Source organism: Streptomyces sp. NPDC003327 (assembly GCF_053589515.1).
Genome location: NZ_JBSFSA010000058.1, coordinates 18,429 through 34,678 on the forward strand (window position 1 = coordinate 18,429; position 16,250 = coordinate 34,678).

Here is a 16,250-nt window from a genome sequence, read left to right on the forward strand (position 1 = left end):
CATCGTGCCGTACGCCCCTTCCGGGTTGTGGGGGACCGGGGGCGGGTGTCAGGCGTGCAGTTCGCCGTCGACGACCGTCAGGGCGTGGCCGGTGAGGAGGGTGCGCTCGCCGCGCAGCCGGGTCCGGACGAGGCCGGTCCTCGCGCCGCCCTGGAAGCCGGTGAGGTCGTCGCGGCCGAGCCGGGCCGACCAGTACGGGGCGAGGGCGGTATGGGCGCTGCCCGTGACCGGGTCCTCGTCGATGCCGACGGCGGGGAAGAAGCAGCGCGAGACGAAGTCGTAGCCGGAGTCGGCGCGTTCGGCCTGTGCCGTGGTGATCACCCCGCGGGACGCCATGGTCCTGAGGGCGGCGAGGTCCGGGGCGAGTCCGCGCACGGTGGCCTCGTCGCGGAGCTCGACGACGAGGTCGCCGATGTGGGCCGCGGTGTCGTGGACGGCGAGGATCTCCGCGCCGAGCGCCTCGGCCAGGCCGCCGGGGGTGGGGACGGGGGTGAGCGACGAGGTCGGGAAGTCCAGGGTGATCGAGCCGTCCGCCTCCGGGGCGGCGCCGAGGACACCGCTGCGCGTGGCGAAGCGTACGGGGGCGGTGGTGTTCCCCGTGTCGGCGTCGGCGTGGGCGTCGGCGTCGGCGTGGGCGTGCGCCTGGGCGTTCGCTCGCGTCGTGCGGAGCACGTGGGCGGTGGCGAGCGTCGCGTGGCCGCACATGTCGACCTCGGTGGTCGGGGTGAACCAGCGCAGTGCCCAGTCCGCCTCGCCGCCGGCGGGCAGAGGGTGGGCGAAGGCCGTCTCGGAGAGATTGACCTCGGCCGCCACCTGCTGGAGCCAGGCGTCGTCCGGGAAGGAGTCGTGGCCGTCGAGGAGGAGGACACCCGCCGGGTTGCCGGAGAAGGGACGGTCGGTGAAGGCGTCGACGATTCGGATCCGCATGACCTGGACCGTACCGGCCGTGAGAAACCGCAGGCCAAGGCCAATTCCGCAGAACTGGACCGGTCCTGCGGGGCAGGGCTCGGGCAGGGCTCGGCGGAGCTGTCCTGTGACAGCGAAGTTTGACTTCGTGCCACGATAGTTTGACCCCCGCTGGGGCTTGGCACGGCCTTGGTGCTGGTGTGCTCGCCTGCGCTGCGTGCGACGGCGGATGCTGCCGAAGATCGACCTGTCGGACCTGCTGTTCGAGATGAAAGCCTGGACCCGGCGCCGCACCGTACGTAGGGCCCCTGGGCCTCACGGTGCACAACCGCAGGAGGTCGGCGCGGCACCGGAAAGTTCGGCGGCGCCGCGGTGCAGGGACGGGCCGGGCCGTCCGGTCACCGGGCCCGCCGATTCGTAGAGTCGTCTGCGCGGGTGTGCTGGCGAAGGAGGTCACGTGCTCAGGCGCGTAACCGCGTAGTGGAGACCACCGTCCGAAAGAGCCCTGTTGCGCGACTCGCCAGGTTCCTCCGTCTTCATGGTCAATATGAGATGGGCGAGTATCAGGTCACTCGGCGGAGGCAAGGCGGATCGGCAGTTCGTTTCTCTCGTAGAGCACTCGAGTGGGCTCGAAGTGGAGCGTTGCCGATGGACTGCCCCAGGCGACTCCTCCGTGGTGGGAACAGGCCCCGCGCTGACCGATTGACGGCGACCCCCACCCGTCGCGACATGAGGTGGTAGTCGGCATGCTCACGAACCACACGGCTGCCGGACTGTCTCGTGCGCGCCTGGCGCGGCGCAACAGCACCTCGTTGAAGCAGTCCTGATGGGACAGCGCAATGTCCGCCGCCGAGGCATTTGCCGACCATTTTTCTGCATAGGCTGCTTTTATGGCATCTTCCGTGGCGTTCTCATCGCCAGGTGCGTGGTCGCTCCCCAGGATCAGCGGGATGTGTATGCCGTCAGCCACCATCCGCGCCTCCTCGTAGGAGTCCACTGTCGGCCGACAGCGGGTTTCTCTTTGGCCCTCCAGCCATTGCCCTAGGGCGGGGAGGCCGTAGACGGCCGTCAGGATCACCAGTCCCACGATGCCCAGGCAGCCAAGGCCATCCTTCGTGTTGGTCTTGATCCGGTACCGGCGAGCCGCGTCGTGATCTGGCGTGTGCAGCAGACACAGGCCCTCGATCACCGCTGGACGCGAACAGGAGCGTTCCATCTTCCCGACTTTGGCCAGTGGGGCGCTGCAGCGAGGTGGGGGCGACTTCTTCCTGCGCATTTGCATACAGTTCGTCTCGGTTCCTTCACTGGGGTTGCGTAGACGGTAGTCGCGGCGCGCGGTAGGGTCCAGGGCCCTCCGGGGATCCGCTTCTCGTACTACCTACAGCTCGCCTTCGGCGTACTCCGGCTGTCATGTCTCCTTCCTCAGATCTGTATGAACGCGGAGACCGTAGTGTCCCTCCCGCTGCTTCCCATGCTCGGCTGCAGCCTGCTGACCTCACCAGCCCATTGCCGAGTTACTGGGACCCTTACGTTCAACTACTTGGCGGGGTGGGCGCTCGTCTCGGCGATACGCCCGTTCTGTCGTGAGGGGGCGGCGGATCTGAGGTTGCTTTGGCGCGGGCTTTCTGGAGGATCTCGTCGAGAGTGACAGGCCGTTGCCGGATCTTCCGCCGGCAGCGGTCTGAGCAGGTTGCTCGAGGCTGTAGACCTCGGCCTGGCGGAAGAGGTACGTGACAGAACGCACAGAAGTCGAGATTCTGCAGGTGCCGGGGCGGTGGTGGTGACTGAGGCACATCTGGACGGGGTGGCGCGGTGGGGTTGCGACGCGTTCGTTGATAGCACCGGCTGGAACATGTCGTCCGAATCGTCGAGAAGATGGGATCGCCGCAACCCGGACACGACCGTGGTTCCCCTAGCCCGCGTTCTACCCAGCTTTCTCGTCTCTTTCGGAGATAGTCCGCTCGTCGGCAGGCGGAGGAGCATAGGCGGTGACGTTGGCTGGGGTGGACCCGCATCTTCTGTCCGCAGTGTTTACAGGGGACTTTGGGCCAGTGGGCGCGCGGGTTTCGCCTGCGATAGTCCTTCTGGCGGCAAGCCTGAGAACAGCGCAGGGCTCGGCGGCCGAGGACGCCGAGAGGAGGCATGGCCGCGCCGCATTCCAGACACCGCTTGGTCTCCAAGGTGGTCCGGAGGGTTTCGGCGTCCCGGCCGGTCACCACGGCCAGGCGGCCGAAGCTGGGAGGGCCTCCGTGACGGGGCGGTTCGCAGAGGTAGGTCCGCAGGTAGCGGGGCGGCAGGTGGTTGGCCTGGGCGAGGCGGACGATGAAGGCCCGAGCACCCTCGCCGGCCTGGGGACGGACTTGAACGGGCAGGAGCCGGAGCCGTTCTTTCACCGAACGCCCCCAGCACTGCGGAGTTCGGGTGCCTCGGCGGCGACGTCCAGGGGAACGGCTTCGAGTCCTGCTTTGGTGATCCTCTCCGAACCGTCGAGGATCGCGTCCATCGCGGCGCCCCGGACCTGGTGGGAGAGGGCGCCGATCATGCCGCCGGTGCGGCCATGGAGATAGCGATCCAGCCGCGTGAGGGTGTTGGGCTTGTGTCGCCGCAGGCAGAGGGTGTCTTCCATGGTGGCGACCAGGCCCCGCCATTCGCTGTTGTAGGGGAACGAACGGGTTGGGATCAGTGTGAAACGGCCGGCGATCTGGGCGCCCCGCGTGCCGGTCAGCAGGGTGCTGCGCTCGATGTCGATGCCTGCGTAGATGAACGTCGCAGGGATGCGCTCGGAGAAGTACTTGAGAGTGTCGGCGACCTCGGCGCCGTGCCGGGTGGTGAGCGAGACGTTGTGCAGCTCGTCGACCAGCACCATGCCGGTGCGGGCATCGGTGCAGACCCCGACCACGGCTTCGATGAGGTCGGTGATGTTCATCCGGGCCATCACCGGCAGGCCGAGAAACCTGGCGAACTCGGCTGCGATCATGCGGGGCGTCGCGGCGGGCGGGACGGTGATGTAGATCACCGGGATGCGGTCGGCTGCGGTGGGGTGGCGGGCCCGGTCCAGCAGTTCGTGCGCTCTGCCGAGCTGAGTGATCGCGATGGTTTTGCCAGTGCCAGCAGCACCGGAGACGATCAGGCCCCGGCGGGCGCTGATCGCGTGCCGGTTCAGCAGGACCAGGCGGCGTCCGCAGGTCACGGTGTGCCGGATGACGGAGGTGTGGACCACCAGCAGTCTCGCGTGATGCTCCAGGCGGGCCTCGTCGAATGCGAGCCGCCCTGTCTTATCGAGGGCGTCGTATTCGTCGTCCATGAGCCGGGGTGGCGCCGGCGGTGACTCTTCGATGAAGCGACGCCAGCCGTCGAGGGTGGTCAGGTGCCGCTCGGTCTCTGGGGGCGGGGGTGTCGTCACGGGCGCTTCCAGGGGTCTTCGAGTGGGTCGAACAAGCCGAGTGGGATGACCTCGGCCAATGTCTCCTCGGACTCCTCCGATGTGTCTTCGCAGGAGGTGTCGGAGCTGGAGCTGGTGGAGGCCGGTGTGACGCGGCTGGTGGCCTTGGTGCGGGCGGCGACGCGGCGGTCGCGTTTGCTGGATCGGGGGCCGGTATCGGTCTGCGGGCCGGCGTGGGCCCGGTTGAGCAGGGCGGCGACCGCGTCGGCGATCTCCGCCTCGGTGGCCCGGGGCAGCTGGTGGCTCACGTGGTCCCAGGCCAGGTCGCCGAAGGGGACCGGGACCCGGTTGAGGTGTTTCCAGGTGGCCTGGACCCAGGTGTTGTCGCGGTGGTGGTCGCGTACCCAGATGCGGGAGGCGTCGTAGGGGTCGCGATGGACCTCCCAAAGGCCTCGTTTCGCTCTGATGCCGGAGTCTTGGCGGCGCATCCGCCCCAGCTCGGGGCTGTCGTAGGTGCGGTTCTTGACCCGGATGCCGTAGTCGTTGACCACCCGCCACTCGGCGGGCAGGAGTTCGACGTAGTCGTCGCCGCTGAGCGCGACCGGGACGTAGCCGCACGCCTCGACCAAGGCGGCGTACTTCTCGTTCGGAGTGAACAGTCGGCCCGGATGAGCGGGGTCGCGCAGGCCGTCATGGGGGCGGTTCTGCCAGTGCGCGACGATCCACTCGTCCAGCAGATCCTGCAACTCGAGCAGCGACCACAGGCGTTCACCCTCCAGGTGACGTCCGCGGTGGTCACTGTTGCGGCCGGTGTAGCCGGGCAGGAACTGTGCGAACAGCGTGGCCACCGAGCCCAGCATCTTCTCGATGTGCCCCTTCTCGAAGGGCGAGCCCTTGTGCGTCGGCTGGAACTCGATCTCCAGAAACCGGCAGGCGGAGCGAAAGTTGCGCGAGACGAACGCCTTGCCGTGGTCACAGACGATCATCTCCGGGACGATTGCAGGCCGTGCGGCGGCGTGCTCCAGACGTTCGTCCAGGGCCAGGAGCCGGCGGTGCGGCAGCACCGAGCGGGACATCTTCAACGCGTCCACCCATCCCGGCCGCATGAGTTCGGGAGTGACGGTGCGGGCCAGCAGCACGCTGGCGTCGACTGACTTCGTGGTCGGCCGCAGCACCGCCGCGGTCACCGTCCTGGTCGCGACGTCGACCATCGCGGTGAGTTCGACCTTGCCGGCGATGCCGTTGTCCAGCCGGACCAGCACGTCCAGCGGGGTGGAGTCGATCTGCATGACCTCGCCTGGTGCGAACACCGGTAGTTCGCCATGCGGTCCTTGGGCTCCGTGGGCCCTGGACCGGCGTGTGGCGGCGGAGCCGGTGGTGTGGGTGCCCGCGGCCAGCTTCGCCAGCAGCCGGTAGAGCGTCCGCTGCGAGGGCAGCCTGACCTGCTGCCCTTCCTGGGAGGATTTGAGGATCTCGCCGGTCCGCCAGAGCAGGAACGTGCCCGTGCGAGTCGAGGCGTCCACTGCCTCCTCGATGGCCTGCAGCATCGCCGAGACCACCGCGTCGTCCACCTCGCCGAACTGCGGCCTCTTGCGGACCGGCCGGTGGTCAGCCAGGCCGATCACCCCGTGTTCCTGGTAACGGCGCCGTCGGTGGGCGACCGTGCTGGGACTCACCCGGTGCCCGGCGGCGGACAGTTCGGCTGCCTTGGCCCGCTGACGGGCGGTCAGCGAGCGGTCCGGCCCGTATTCGGGCCGGGGAGTCGTGCCCAGCTCGGTGCCGGGTGGCAGGCCGTGCAGGACCTCCAGGATGTGCCCTTCCCACCACAGGGCCTTCTCCACCGCCGCCTCCGGGAAGGTCTCCAGCAGCGCAGCGGGCGGCAGCGGCATCCGCATCGGGGTGTCCACGACTTCGAAGTCCTCGGCCTCGAACAACTCCAGCAACGGCACGACCTGATAAGGCCGGCTGTCATCGCTCAGCGTCACCGCCAGGGCCGACACCGCGAGAACCCCGCGAAGCTGCCCGTCGAACCGGATTCGGTCCCCGACCGAGACCCGGACCGGCCGCTTCAGCCCGCTCACGACAACCTCCTCCCGGCCCAGACCAGGCTGTCCGTCCCCAGCAGGGCAGACTCCAGATCAGCGTTGAGTCGGCCGGACCACAGCAGATGGAACAGCACCGGCAGAACCATCAGCCGGTCGCCGACCAGCTCGGCCCCCATGCGTAACGGCAGCGGCTCCGCGAACACCTCGATCAGCCGGGCCGCGGCCTCCGCCGGGCGCCCCGAGCGGCGTCGCCGGTATCGGGCCAGCCAGCGGATGTTCGCCATGAGCACCGGCTGTGGCGCATCCACCCACTCGAACTCCCAGCCCACGGCCTGGCAGGCCTCGCGGGTGGCCTCGAAGGACTCCTCCGTCCGCTCGTCCAGGCGGTCGGCGGAGCGGACGTCGATCACCCGGGCCCGGCTGTCTGCGAGCCGTACGAAGTAGTCAGGGGCGTGACGACGCGGCTCCCGCCCGTCGTGCCAGTGCAGCCAGAACGGCTGCGAGGCGATCCCGACCACCGCTGGATCGCGGTCCAGCAGGATCAGCCGGTCCCGCTCCAGCCACGACTCGTATCCCACATGATCAGCGGTCGTCGCGGCGAAGTACCAGCCCGGGAAGCTCTCGCCGCCCTTCGCCCAGCGGAACTGGCGAACCGGCTCGGCCTCCTCGAAGCGAACGCTCCAGGCCTCGCCCAGTGGCAGCCGACGGCGACCTGCCAGACCACAAAACTCCAGTTCAAAGGCCGATAACGCGAAGTCGCCGCAGAGACGAGCCGGTACCCCCACCCTGCCCCCAACCACACCGGTCAAAGTTCGGTGTCAGGAACGTACCGGTGGTCAAAGTTCAGTGGCAATCGAACGAGATTCGCTGTCACAGGACAGGAGCTCATGCCGGGGGACGCTTGCTCACCGAACAGTTCCGATATATCGTTGAGGCATCGCGACAGTTCAACGATGAATCTCGACGGAAGGAGCGTTGCGATGCGTTCATATGGATACGAACACGGACACGGTGCCGGTCGGGGGAACTGCGGGCCCGGCCCTCGTGGTGACGTCGACGGGCGACGCGGTGCCTTCGGCCCCTTCGGGCCGGGCTTCGGCGGCGGACCGTTCGGCGGTGGCCCCTTCGGGGGCGGACGCGGCCGCGGAGGCGGCCGGGGCCGGGCGCGGCGCGGAGACGTGCGCGCCTCGATCCTCGCCCTCCTGAAGGCGCGGCCGATGCACGGCTACGAGATGATCCGAGAGATCGCCGAGCGCAGCGGCGGGGCATGGAAGCCCAGCCCCGGCTCGGTCTACCCCACCCTCCAGATGCTGGAGGACGAGGGGCTCATCTCCAGCGAGAGCGAGGGCGGCAAGAAGCTGTTCACGCTCACCGAGGCCGGGCGCGCCGAGGCCGAGGAGGGGCCGGAGGCCCCGTGGGAGGAGGCCGGGCGCGGGGTCGACTGGGATGCCCTGAACGAGGTCCGGCAGGCCGGCTTCGGTCTGATGGAGGCGTTCGGGCAGGTCTGGAAGACCGGCAGCGCCGAGCAGCGCGAGAAGGCGGTCGGCGTGATCAACGAAGCCCGCAAGAAGCTGTACCTGATCCTGGCCGACGAGCACTGAGCGCGACCGGGAGCGACTCCAGGGCCCCGCGGCAAGCGCCGCGGGGCCCTGGTGCGTGGCCTCAATGACGATGGACGGTCAGTTCCGTCGGGGTGGGGTCCGCGTCCTGGCCGATCCACCGGATCTCGGCCGAGTCGAAGGCGTCCGACGCGCGCGGCGCGCCGTCCTCCTCGTGGCAGTGGTAGGCGGCCCAGAACAGATCGCCCGGCAGCGCCGCCCGCGGGGCGTACACCCGGTACACGTACTGCTGCCCGTCGAGGCCGAGCAGGGCCACCATCCAGAACACGAAGGGAGGACGAGTGGGGAGGGGGTCGTGGTTGCGGTGGGGGCGCGACGCAAGGCGGCGCGCGCCCCTCGGCCGAGGTTTTCCGATCTCATCCGCAAGGAGGAGGAATCGCGCGTCCGTACCCCACTCCGGTGGGATGCGGACATGCTTCTCCCCGGCGATGCCCCGGCCGCCCGCGGCTGATGAGGTGGAAAGGTGCACAGCCCCGCCCCGCACCCAGACATGCCGCACCCAGACATGCCGCACCCAGACATGCCGCACCCCGACGTCCGTCATCCCGACGTCCGGCACCCCGACGTCCCGCGCTCGGACGTGAACGCGGTGCCGGAGCCGGCGGGGGCCCCGGAGCCGCCGGACCTGGTCGTACGGCTGCCGGAGCAGCCCGCCGCCCTGCGGGCCGACCTCGCGGCGGGCCTCGCCCCCACGCTCGCGCGGGTCGTCACGGGCGCGCGCCGCAGGGCCCTGCGGGACGGCGACCGGCAGATCGACACCGCCCACCTGCTGCACGCGCTCCTCGAGTCGGACCCCGAGGTCGGCGCGGTGTTCGACGGCGGGCGGCAGGCGGCGCGCGTCCTCGGCTACCTCGTCCAGCGGTCCATCGGATACGGCCTGCGCTGGCAGCGGGCGGGGGAGGAGACGGCCGGCGGCGGGCTGCTGCCCGCCGTCCGGGGCGCCCACGGCCGGGGGCCGCGCGCCTCCGCCTGGTCGCCCGCCGCGGCCGCCGCCCTGGAGGAGTCCTTCCGGCGGGCCGCGGCGCGCGGAGAGGAGCACGCCCGGGGCCTCGACCTGCTGGCCGTCGTCGCCGCGGAAACGGGCAGCCGGGCGGCCGAGGTGCTGCGCCGCGCGGGGGTCGACCCCGCGGAGCTGGCGGGACGGGCCGAGGGGCGGCTCGAGGCCGGTGGCCGCAGGGTTCTGGCGGCCCGCGACGACACGTCGTGCGCGGGGAGCGGAGGGGTGGCTTCCGTGGAGCCGTCTCAACAGGTGTGACGGGGGTTACGCACCTGACCCGACCCTGTCATGATGGCCCGATGCACGCGTCTCAGGGGAGAAGCGCCGGCCTGGGACTCGCCCTGGCCTCGGCCTTCGCATTCGGTGGTTCGGGAGTGGCGGCCAAGCCGCTCATCGAGGCGGGGCTCGACCCGCTCCACGTGGTCTGGCTCCGGGTCGCCGGCGCCGCCCTCGTCATGCTGCCCGTGGCCTGGCGGCACCGGGACCTGTTGCGGCGCAAGCCCGCACTCCTCGCCGGCTTCGGCCTGCTCGCCGTCGCCGGAGTCCAGGCCTTCTACTTCGCCTCGATCTCGCGCATCCCCGTCGGCGTCGCGCTGCTCATCGAGTACCTCGCCCCGGCCCTCGTCCTCGGCTGGGTCCGCTTCGTCCAGCGCCGGCCGGTCACCCGCGCCGCCGCCCTCGGGGTCGTCCTCGCCGTCGGCGGCCTGGCCTGCGTCGTCCAGGTCTGGTCCGGGCTGAGCTTCGACCTCCTCGGTCTGCTCCTCGCGCTCGGCGCCGCCTGCTGTCAGGTCGGCTACTTCGTCCTCTCCGACCAGGGCTCCGACGAGGCCGAGCCGGCCGATCCGCTCGGCGTCATCGCGTACGGACTGCTCTTCGGCGCCCTCGTCCTCACGCTCGTCGCCCGCCCCTGGGGCATGGACTGGTCCGTCCTCGGCGGCGACGCCGACATGGACGGCACCGGGGTGCCCGCGTGGCTGCTGCTCGGCTGGATCGTGCTGATCGCCACCGTCCTCGCGTACGTCACCGGGGTCATCTCCGTGCGGCGGCTGTCCCCGCAGGTCGCCGGTGTCGTGGCCTGCCTGGAGGCGGTCATCGCGACCGTCCTCGCGTGGGTGCTGCTCGGTGAGCACCTGGAGGCGCCGCAGATCATCGGCGGCGCGGTGGTGCTGGTCGGGGCCTTCATCGCCCAGTCGTCGACGCCGAAGGCGGCGCAGGGGGAGCCGGTGGCGGGCTCGGGCGGCGCCGACACCGCCGCCGAGGGGCGCACCGCCATCGGGGGAGGCACCGAGGCCGAACCGGGCGCGGACGGGCGTGAGACGGAGTTGTCCGGTGGGCGGACGGCCCCGTAGGGTGCCGACCATGCATTCGACCGTTCTGCCGCCGCCCGCCGCCTAGCGCGCGCGGCGACTCTCCCCGACGAAGACCGGACCCGGGCGGGCGACTTCTCGCCCCCGGGTGGTTCGTCGCCGTCCGCGTGCGGAGCCGAGCGAACCTCTTCCCTTCCGTCTTCTGTCCTCCTCGGAGAAGTCACGTGTCGAACTCCTCGGGTCCCGCCCTGTCCGTCGGGCGGAGCCTCCTCTGTCTCGTCGTCGCCGGAATCGCCTGGGGCACCGCCGGTGCCGCCGCCTCGCTGGTCTTCCGCGTGAGCGACATGGGTCCGCTGGCCCTCTCCTTCTGGCGGTGCGTCGGCGGGCTCGTCCTGCTGCTCGGCGCCCTCGCGCTGCGACCGCGGCGCGCCGCCCCCACCGGGAGGCGCGTGGGCGAGTCGCGGCGGCGGCGCCTGGTCCGCGTCCTCGGTACGGGGATCGGGCTCGTCGTCTTCCAGAGCGCCTACTTCGCCGCCGTCGACGCGACCGGGCTCGCCGTCGGCACCGTCGTCACGCTCGGCGCGGGACCCGTGCTCATCGCGGTCGGCGCCCGGCTGACCATGGGGGAGCGCCTCGGGCGCGGCGGGGTCGCCGCGGTGACGGGGGCTCTCGCCGGGCTCGGCGTCCTCGTCCTGGGCAGCGGGGCCGCGGAGGTACGGCCGCTGGGCGTCGTCCTCGCGGTCGTCTCGGCCGCCGGGTACGCGGCGATCACCCTGCTCACCCGCCGGCTCGGCCGCGACGGCGAGGGAGCCGACGCGCTCACCACGACGACCTGGGCCTTCGCCGTCGGCGCGGTCGGCCTGCTGCCGCTCGCGGCGGCGGAGGGGCTCGTCCCGCACACGGACGCGCCGGTGCGGATCGTGCTGCTGCTCCTGTACGTCGCGGCCGTGCCGACCGCCCTCGCGTACTCCCTGTACTTCGCCGGGGCGGCGGTCGTCCGGGCGGCCACCGTCTCCGTGATCATGCTCCTGGAGCCGGTGAGCGCCGCCGCGATCGCGGTCACCCTGCTCGACGAGACGCTGACCGCCGCCACCGTCCTCGGGACGCTGCTGCTGCTCGCGGCCGTGACCGGGCTCGCCCTCGCGGAGGCGAGGACGGCGGCGACGGCCCGCCGCCGGGCGGAGGCGGTGCCGGTCTAGGGGGCGTCTCAGGGGGCCTCTCAGGAGGCCGGGGGCCTCGTCGTCAGACGGGGGTCGACCGGGGCTCCGGCGGTGCGGGGGACGGTGGCGTCGGGGCGCTCGACGCGCTCGACGTGCTCGATGCGGGCGCCGGAGCCGGGGCCGGGGACGCGGGCGCGGGAGTGGTGCGGCGTGAGGTGCGGGTCTGGGTGAGGGCCGCTCCCGCCAGGACCACCAGTGCGCCGACCGGGGTGTTCCAGCTCAGCCGTTCGTCCAGGAGGGTCACGCCCGCCGCCGTCGCGATGACCGGGATGAAGTACGTGACCATCGAGGCCGTCGTCGGGCCGACCTCCGCCACCACCCCGTACTGGAGCAGCATCGCGTACCCCGTGCCCAGCGCGCCCAGGGCGATCACCGAGAGCAGCGGAAGGACCTCGACCGATTCCGGGAGGGTGGTGAACAGCGGGGTGACCACGGCCAGTTGGACGGTGCCGAGGCCGACCTGCGCGGTGGCGAGGGACAGGTGCGAGGCGCCGGTGTCCGTCAGCGTCCTGCGGACGTAGATCCACCCCACCGCGTAGCTGAAGGAGGCGAGCAGGGCGAGGGCCGTCCCCGTCACGTCCAGACCGGAGAAGCCCTGCCACGCGCCGAGGACGGTGAGGACGCCGACGAAGCCGATGCCCAGGCCCGCGGCGCGGACCCGGGTCGGGCGGTCCTCGGAGAGCGCCACGAGGGACAGCAGCATGCCCCACAGCGGCGTCGTCGCGTTGCAGATGCCCGCGAGCGTCGAGGGGATCGTCAGCTCCGCGTACGAGAAGAGCGAGAACGGCAGCGCGTTGAGGAGGAAGGCGGCGACCGTCAGATGGCCCCACACGCGAGCCCCGCGCGGCAGCCGGTCCCGCTTCACCACCAGGGCGAGCACCAGGACCAGCGTGCCGAAGAAGAGCCGGCCGAAGGTGACCTGGAAGGGGGCGAAGCCCTCCGTCCCGACCTTGATGAAGAGGAAACTGAAGCCCCAGATGAGGGCGAGCGCGCCGAAGCGGACGCGCCAGTCGAGGAGTCGGGAGGTGGGGGAGGCGCCGGAGGCGGGTGGGCGACGGGAGGCAGCGAGGCTCATGGCACTCAGCGTGATGGCTCCGACCTCTTAGAACAAGCGAGATTTCTTCGACTGCTTCTCTTAGAATCGCTTACATGTTGAACCTGGAGCGCCTGCGCACCCTCGACGCCGTCGCCCGGCACGGCTCCGTCAGCGGCGCCGCCGACGGGCTGCACGTCACGACCTCCGCCGTCTCCCAGCAGCTCGCCAAGCTGGAGCGCGAGGTCGGGCAGCAGCTCCTCGCCAAGAACGGCCGGGGCGTGCGGCTCACCGACGCCGGTCTGCTCCTCGCCGAGCACGCGGCCCGGATCCTCTCCCAGGTCCAGCTGGCCCAGGCCGACATCGAGGCCCAGCGCGGCCAGGTGGTCGGCGAGGTGCGGCTCGCCGCCTTCCCGACCGCGGCGCGCGGGCTCTTCCCCGCGGCGCTGGCCGGACTGCGGGCCGGCCACCCCGACCTCCGCGTCCGTACGACGGAGCTGGAGCCCGAGCAGGGCGCGCGGGCCGTGCTGCGCGGGGACGCGGACCTCGCGCTCGTCCTGGACTGGAGCAACAAGCGCGCGCCCGTGCCGGGTGGCCTGGAGCGCGCCCACCTCCTCGACGACTCCGCCGACGTCGCCCTGCCCTCGGGGCATCCGCTGGCCGGGCGCGAGGCGGTGGACCTGGAGGACTTCGCCGACGAGGAGTGGGTGTCCTGGCCGGAGGGCGAGTTCTGCCACGACTGGCTGATGTTCACCCTGCGCTCGCAGGGCATCGAGCCGCGCATCGGCCACCTCGCCGCCGAGCACCACACCCAACTCGCCCTCGTGGCGGCCGGGTTCGGGGTGTGCGTGACGCCCCGGCTCGGGCGCCCGCAGCCGGACGGGGTGGTCTTCGTACCCGTACGGCAGAAGATGCGGCGGCACATCTACGCCACCTGGCGCGGGGACGCGGGGCGCCGCCCCTCGGTGCGGGCGGTCGTCGAGGCGCTGCGGACCGCCGCAGGGCCGCTGGCGAGCTGACGGCCCCGGCGGGCGGGCGCACGCGCACCGCCCCGCGCCGGGACGCCGGGGTGTCAGCCGAAGCTGATGGCGTCGCCCACCACCTGGATCGGCGTGGGCGGCAGCGGCGCCGTCGCCGGGCCCGACTGCACGCTGCCGTCCGCCGCGTCGAACCGGCTCTGGTGACAGGGGCAGATGATCGCGTTGTTCTCGACCCTGCCGACGGCGCAGCCCGCGTGGGTGCACTTGGAGGAGTACGCCTTGAACTCCCCGGCCTTCGGCTGGACGATCACCACGCCCTGAGCGGCGATCACCGTGCCGCCCCCCACCGGCACGTCCCCGGTCCTCGCCAGGACCTGGGCCTCGCCGTCGCCCTCGCCCGCACCTCCGGACGTCCCCGCCGTCGCGTCGGGCTTGTCGTCCGCGCCGCCGCCCCCGCAGGCGCCGAGCGCCGCCACCAGGCCCGCCCCGCCCGCCGCCGCGACCACCGTCCGGCGTGCCACTCCGCCCATGTCCGCTCTCCTCGTCGTCGGTCCTCGGGTCCTCGGAGCCTCGGAGGGTGCTCCCCACCGGGCCGTCCCCGCCACCCGACAGTACGGCTGTGACGTACGCCCCGTTCACCGTATGAGCACGCCGTCATCCTTACAGTTCCCACTAGAGTGTCCGAACCTGGACATCTCTCAGGCAAAGTGTCAAAGAAGGGTCGAGCGCCGTGCAACCCCCACGGCGCGGCCCGGCCGGAACGGAGGCGCGGCCCATGCCGACGGGGACGGTCAGCACCCACCACGTACGCGCCGCGTTGCTCGGCGCCGAACGCCGCGGAATCGCCCCCCTGCCCCTGCTCGACCGGGCCGGCCTCCCCTCCACGGTCCTCGGCGAGGCGCAGGGCCGGGTCCCGGCCGCGCGGTTCGCGCACCTCGTCCGGGAGCTCTGGTCCCTCCTCGACGACGAGTTCATCGGCTTCGGCGGCGGCCCCACCAAAATCGGCACCTTCGCGATGATGGGCCACCTCGTCGTCCACGGGAGCCGCGACCTGCGCGAGGCGCTGCGGCGCGCCCAGACCTACTACGCGCTCTTCCCCACGGGCCCGCGCTTCCGCCTCGCCGAGCCGGGCGCGGGCCGCCTCGCGCCCGACGAGGCGCGGCTGGAGTTCGACGTCTCCGGATACGACGACCCCCTCCGCTTCGGCGCCGAGTCGACCCTGCTCGTCGCCCACCGCTTCGCCGGCTGGCTCATCAGGCGGCGGATCGCCCTGCGGCGCGTGGAGTTCGCCTACCCCGAACCGTGCCACGCCCGCGAGTACGCCCTGCTCTTCGACGCCCCCCGCGTCTTCGGGGCCGGGCGGACGGCGCTCGTCCTCGACCGGACGGACCTCGACGAGCCGGTCCTGCGGGACGCGGCCGACCTCAAGGCGTTCCTGCGCAGGGCCCCCGCCGACGTCCTCGTCTGCGCCGACTACGGCAGTACCGTGACGGGCCGGGTCCGCCACCTCATCGGCAGGGCGCTGCCGGCGGGGCCGGTGCCGACGCCCGAGCAGGTCGCCGACCGGCTCTCCGTCAGCCCGCAGACACTGCGCCGGCAGTTGGCCGCCGAGGGGACGACGTACCAGCGGGTGCGCGACCAGGTGCGACGGGACCACGCCCTCGCTGAGCTCACCGGCGGGCGGGTCTCCATCGAGCGGCTCTCCCGGCAGCTGGGCTTCTCCGAACCGAGCGCCTTCCACCGGGCGTTCCGGCGCTGGACGGGCGAGACGCCGCGCGCGTACCGGGCGAGGGGGCTCGGGGCGGAGTGCGGCCGCAGCGCGTAGGGAGTGCCGCCGGGGCGGAGGGTCAACAACCCTGAGCGGTACGGTCACAGCCGCCGCCCGGCGCCCGGCCTACCGTCCCGCCATGACCGAAATCGACCGGTCCGCTGCCGTGCGGCAGCCGGGCCGCACCAGCCGACGATGACGGCGCGCCGGGTCGCCGGTGGCCTCCTCGGGGCGGGGGTCCTGCTCTGTCTGCTCGCCGGGGCGGCGGTGACGGCCCTCGGCATCAGGGTCGAAGGCGGCAGCATGACGCCCACCCTGGAGCCGGGGGACCGGATCCTCGTCGCGCCGGGCAGCGCGGGCGAGGTGCGCAGGTTCGACGTCGTCCTGCTGCGCCGGGCCGGACAGAACGGCCTCCTGGTGAAGCGGGTGATCGGACTCCCGGGCGACCGCGTGGCGATCGTCTCCACCCCGCGCGACCCCTTCCTCGTCCTCCTCCAGGAGGGAGGCACCGGGCCCGTGCGGCAGGTGGTCGCGCCGCAGTGGTCGGAGCGGGCCCGTCGCACCGGCGCCTGCTGCGGACCGGACGGCGCCCGGACGGCGACGCCGGAGCTGCGGACGGTCCCCGAGGGCGGCTTCTTCTACCTGGGGGACAACCCCGATCTGTCGGACGACTCCCGGGCGTACGGCTGGGGCGAGATCGCCCGCGTGGAGGGCCGTGTCGGCCTCCGCGCGTTCCCGCTCTCGGCCTCGCCGGGGCTCGGAAACCGGCCGGTCCTGGGGGAGTACCGCGGGCCCGGCCCGTAGGGGTACGTCCTCGGGTGTACGGCCTCCGGGGGCACGTCCTCGGGGAGTACGTCTTCCGGGGACGCGGTACGCCCGTGTCGGCTCCGGCCTTTCGCCGCGCACGCCTACGGCGTGCGGCCCCCGTGGGCGGAGAGGGCGCGCCTCCGGGCCACACCTATCCCTCCGTGGGCGATTTGTAGCGGGGGGTGT

The 16,250-nt window shown here is 72.1% G+C and carries 15 protein-coding genes; 7 read left to right on the forward strand and 8 right to left on the reverse strand.

Features of this window, described 5'->3' with window-relative positions:
• Positions 1 to 48: 48 nt before the first annotated feature.
• The 5 genes from ACWDVG_RS28985 to ACWDVG_RS29005 form a co-directional block, all read right to left on the reverse strand.
• Positions 49 to 927: a PhzF family phenazine biosynthesis protein gene (locus ACWDVG_RS28985; RefSeq protein WP_451703508.1), complete on the reverse strand. Its 879-nt coding sequence runs from the start codon at positions 925 to 927 to the stop codon at positions 49 to 51.
• A gap of 547 nt (positions 928 to 1,474) precedes the next feature.
• The gene (locus ACWDVG_RS28990) at positions 1,475 to 2,095 is read right to left on the reverse strand and encodes a hypothetical protein (protein WP_451703510.1); all 621 of its coding nucleotides are present in this window, start codon (positions 2,093 to 2,095) and stop codon (positions 1,475 to 1,477) included.
• A gap of 1,200 nt (positions 2,096 to 3,295) precedes the next feature.
• Complete coding sequence (locus ACWDVG_RS28995; protein ID WP_451703511.1) at positions 3,296 to 4,309, reverse strand: TniB family NTP-binding protein; 1,014 nt, start codon at positions 4,307 to 4,309, stop codon at positions 3,296 to 3,298.
• Positions 4,306 to 6,369, reverse strand: a complete 2,064-nt coding sequence (locus ACWDVG_RS29000) for a Mu transposase C-terminal domain-containing protein (protein ID WP_451703514.1) — start codon at positions 6,367 to 6,369, stop codon at positions 4,306 to 4,308. The genes ACWDVG_RS28995 and ACWDVG_RS29000 overlap by 4 nt, the downstream gene beginning before the upstream one ends.
• Positions 6,366 to 7,118, reverse strand: a complete 753-nt coding sequence (locus tag ACWDVG_RS29005) for a TnsA-like heteromeric transposase endonuclease subunit (RefSeq protein WP_451703517.1) — start codon at positions 7,116 to 7,118, stop codon at positions 6,366 to 6,368. Before ACWDVG_RS29005 ends, ACWDVG_RS29000 begins: the two co-directional genes overlap by 4 nt.
• A 195-nt stretch (positions 7,119 to 7,313) precedes the next feature.
• Between ACWDVG_RS29005 and ACWDVG_RS29010 the strand changes: the two genes are divergently transcribed.
• Positions 7,314 to 7,934 carry a PadR family transcriptional regulator gene (locus ACWDVG_RS29010; RefSeq protein ID WP_451703519.1) on the forward strand — a complete coding sequence of 207 codons (621 nt, stop codon included), beginning with the start codon at positions 7,314 to 7,316 and terminating at the stop codon, positions 7,932 to 7,934.
• Positions 7,935 to 7,995: 61 nt separating this feature from the next.
• On the opposite strand, the gene ACWDVG_RS29015 is transcribed toward ACWDVG_RS29010, so the two are convergent.
• Positions 7,996 to 8,220, reverse strand: a complete 225-nt coding sequence (locus ACWDVG_RS29015) for a hypothetical protein (protein WP_451703521.1) — start codon at positions 8,218 to 8,220, stop codon at positions 7,996 to 7,998.
• A gap of 357 nt (positions 8,221 to 8,577) precedes the next feature.
• On the opposite strand from ACWDVG_RS29015, the gene ACWDVG_RS29020 reads away from it, so the two are divergent.
• The 3 genes from ACWDVG_RS29020 (at position 8,578) to ACWDVG_RS29030 (ending at position 11,455) form a co-directional block, all read left to right on the forward strand.
• Positions 8,578 to 9,207, forward strand: a complete 630-nt coding sequence (locus tag ACWDVG_RS29020) for a Clp protease N-terminal domain-containing protein (protein WP_451703542.1) — start codon at positions 8,578 to 8,580, stop codon at positions 9,205 to 9,207.
• Positions 9,208 to 9,248: 41 nt separating this feature from the next.
• On the forward strand, positions 9,249 to 10,298 hold the full coding sequence (locus tag ACWDVG_RS29025) for an EamA family transporter (protein ID WP_451703522.1): 1,050 nt from the start codon (positions 9,249 to 9,251) through the stop codon (positions 10,296 to 10,298).
• 182 nt (positions 10,299 to 10,480) lie between these two features.
• Positions 10,481 to 11,455, forward strand: a complete 975-nt coding sequence (locus ACWDVG_RS29030) for a DMT family transporter (RefSeq protein ID WP_451703525.1) — start codon at positions 10,481 to 10,483, stop codon at positions 11,453 to 11,455.
• A 43-nt stretch (positions 11,456 to 11,498) separates the two neighbouring features.
• Here ACWDVG_RS29030 and ACWDVG_RS29035 read toward each other — a convergent pair whose 3' ends face one another.
• Positions 11,499 to 12,551 (reverse strand): DMT family transporter, encoded by a 1,053-nt coding sequence (locus ACWDVG_RS29035; RefSeq protein ID WP_451703527.1) that lies wholly within the window; start codon positions 12,549 to 12,551, stop codon positions 11,499 to 11,501.
• Positions 12,552 to 12,625: 74 nt separating this feature from the next.
• Here ACWDVG_RS29035 and ACWDVG_RS29040 point away from each other — a divergent pair, with 74 nt between their 5' ends.
• Complete coding sequence (locus tag ACWDVG_RS29040) at positions 12,626 to 13,528, forward strand: LysR family transcriptional regulator (protein ID WP_451703529.1); 903 nt, start codon at positions 12,626 to 12,628, stop codon at positions 13,526 to 13,528.
• Positions 13,529 to 13,581: 53 nt separating this feature from the next.
• Here ACWDVG_RS29040 and ACWDVG_RS29045 read toward each other — a convergent pair whose 3' ends face one another.
• Entirely contained in the window at positions 13,582 to 14,019 is a 438-nt protein-coding gene (locus ACWDVG_RS29045) for a Rieske (2Fe-2S) protein (RefSeq protein WP_451703531.1), read from the reverse strand.
• A 245-nt stretch (positions 14,020 to 14,264) separates the two neighbouring features.
• Here ACWDVG_RS29045 and ACWDVG_RS29050 point away from each other — a divergent pair, with 245 nt between their 5' ends.
• Positions 14,265 to 15,314 carry an AraC family transcriptional regulator gene (locus ACWDVG_RS29050; RefSeq protein ID WP_451703533.1) on the forward strand — a complete coding sequence of 350 codons (1,050 nt, stop codon included), beginning with the start codon at positions 14,265 to 14,267 and terminating at the stop codon, positions 15,312 to 15,314.
• Between the two features lie 138 nt (positions 15,315 to 15,452).
• Entirely contained in the window at positions 15,453 to 16,061 is a 609-nt protein-coding gene (gene lepB, locus ACWDVG_RS29055) for a signal peptidase I (protein ID WP_451703534.1), read from the forward strand.
• Positions 16,062 to 16,250: the final 189 nt, after the last annotated feature.

What these genes read in the sequence shown, in the direction of transcription:
- ACWDVG_RS28985 (WP_451703508.1), bottom strand. Translation starts at nt 927, where the DNA reads ATGCGGATCCGAATCGTCGACGCCTTCACCGACCGTCCCTTCTCCGGC.
- ACWDVG_RS29010 (WP_451703519.1), top strand. Translation starts at nt 7,314, where the DNA reads ATGCGTTCATATGGATACGAACACGGACACGGTGCCGGTCGGGGGAAC.
- ACWDVG_RS29025 (WP_451703522.1), top strand. Translation starts at nt 9,249, where the DNA reads ATGCACGCGTCTCAGGGGAGAAGCGCCGGCCTGGGACTCGCCCTGGCC.
- ACWDVG_RS29035 (WP_451703527.1), bottom strand. Translation starts at nt 12,551, where the DNA reads ATGAGCCTCGCTGCCTCCCGTCGCCCACCCGCCTCCGGCGCCTCCCCC.
- ACWDVG_RS29040 (WP_451703529.1), top strand. Translation starts at nt 12,626, where the DNA reads ATGTTGAACCTGGAGCGCCTGCGCACCCTCGACGCCGTCGCCCGGCAC.
- ACWDVG_RS29045 (WP_451703531.1), bottom strand. Translation starts at nt 14,019, where the DNA reads ATGGGCGGAGTGGCACGCCGGACGGTGGTCGCGGCGGCGGGCGGGGCG.
- ACWDVG_RS29050 (WP_451703533.1), top strand. Translation starts at nt 14,265, where the DNA reads ATGCCGACGGGGACGGTCAGCACCCACCACGTACGCGCCGCGTTGCTC.
- lepB (WP_451703534.1), top strand. Translation starts at nt 15,453, where the DNA reads ATGACGGCGCGCCGGGTCGCCGGTGGCCTCCTCGGGGCGGGGGTCCTG.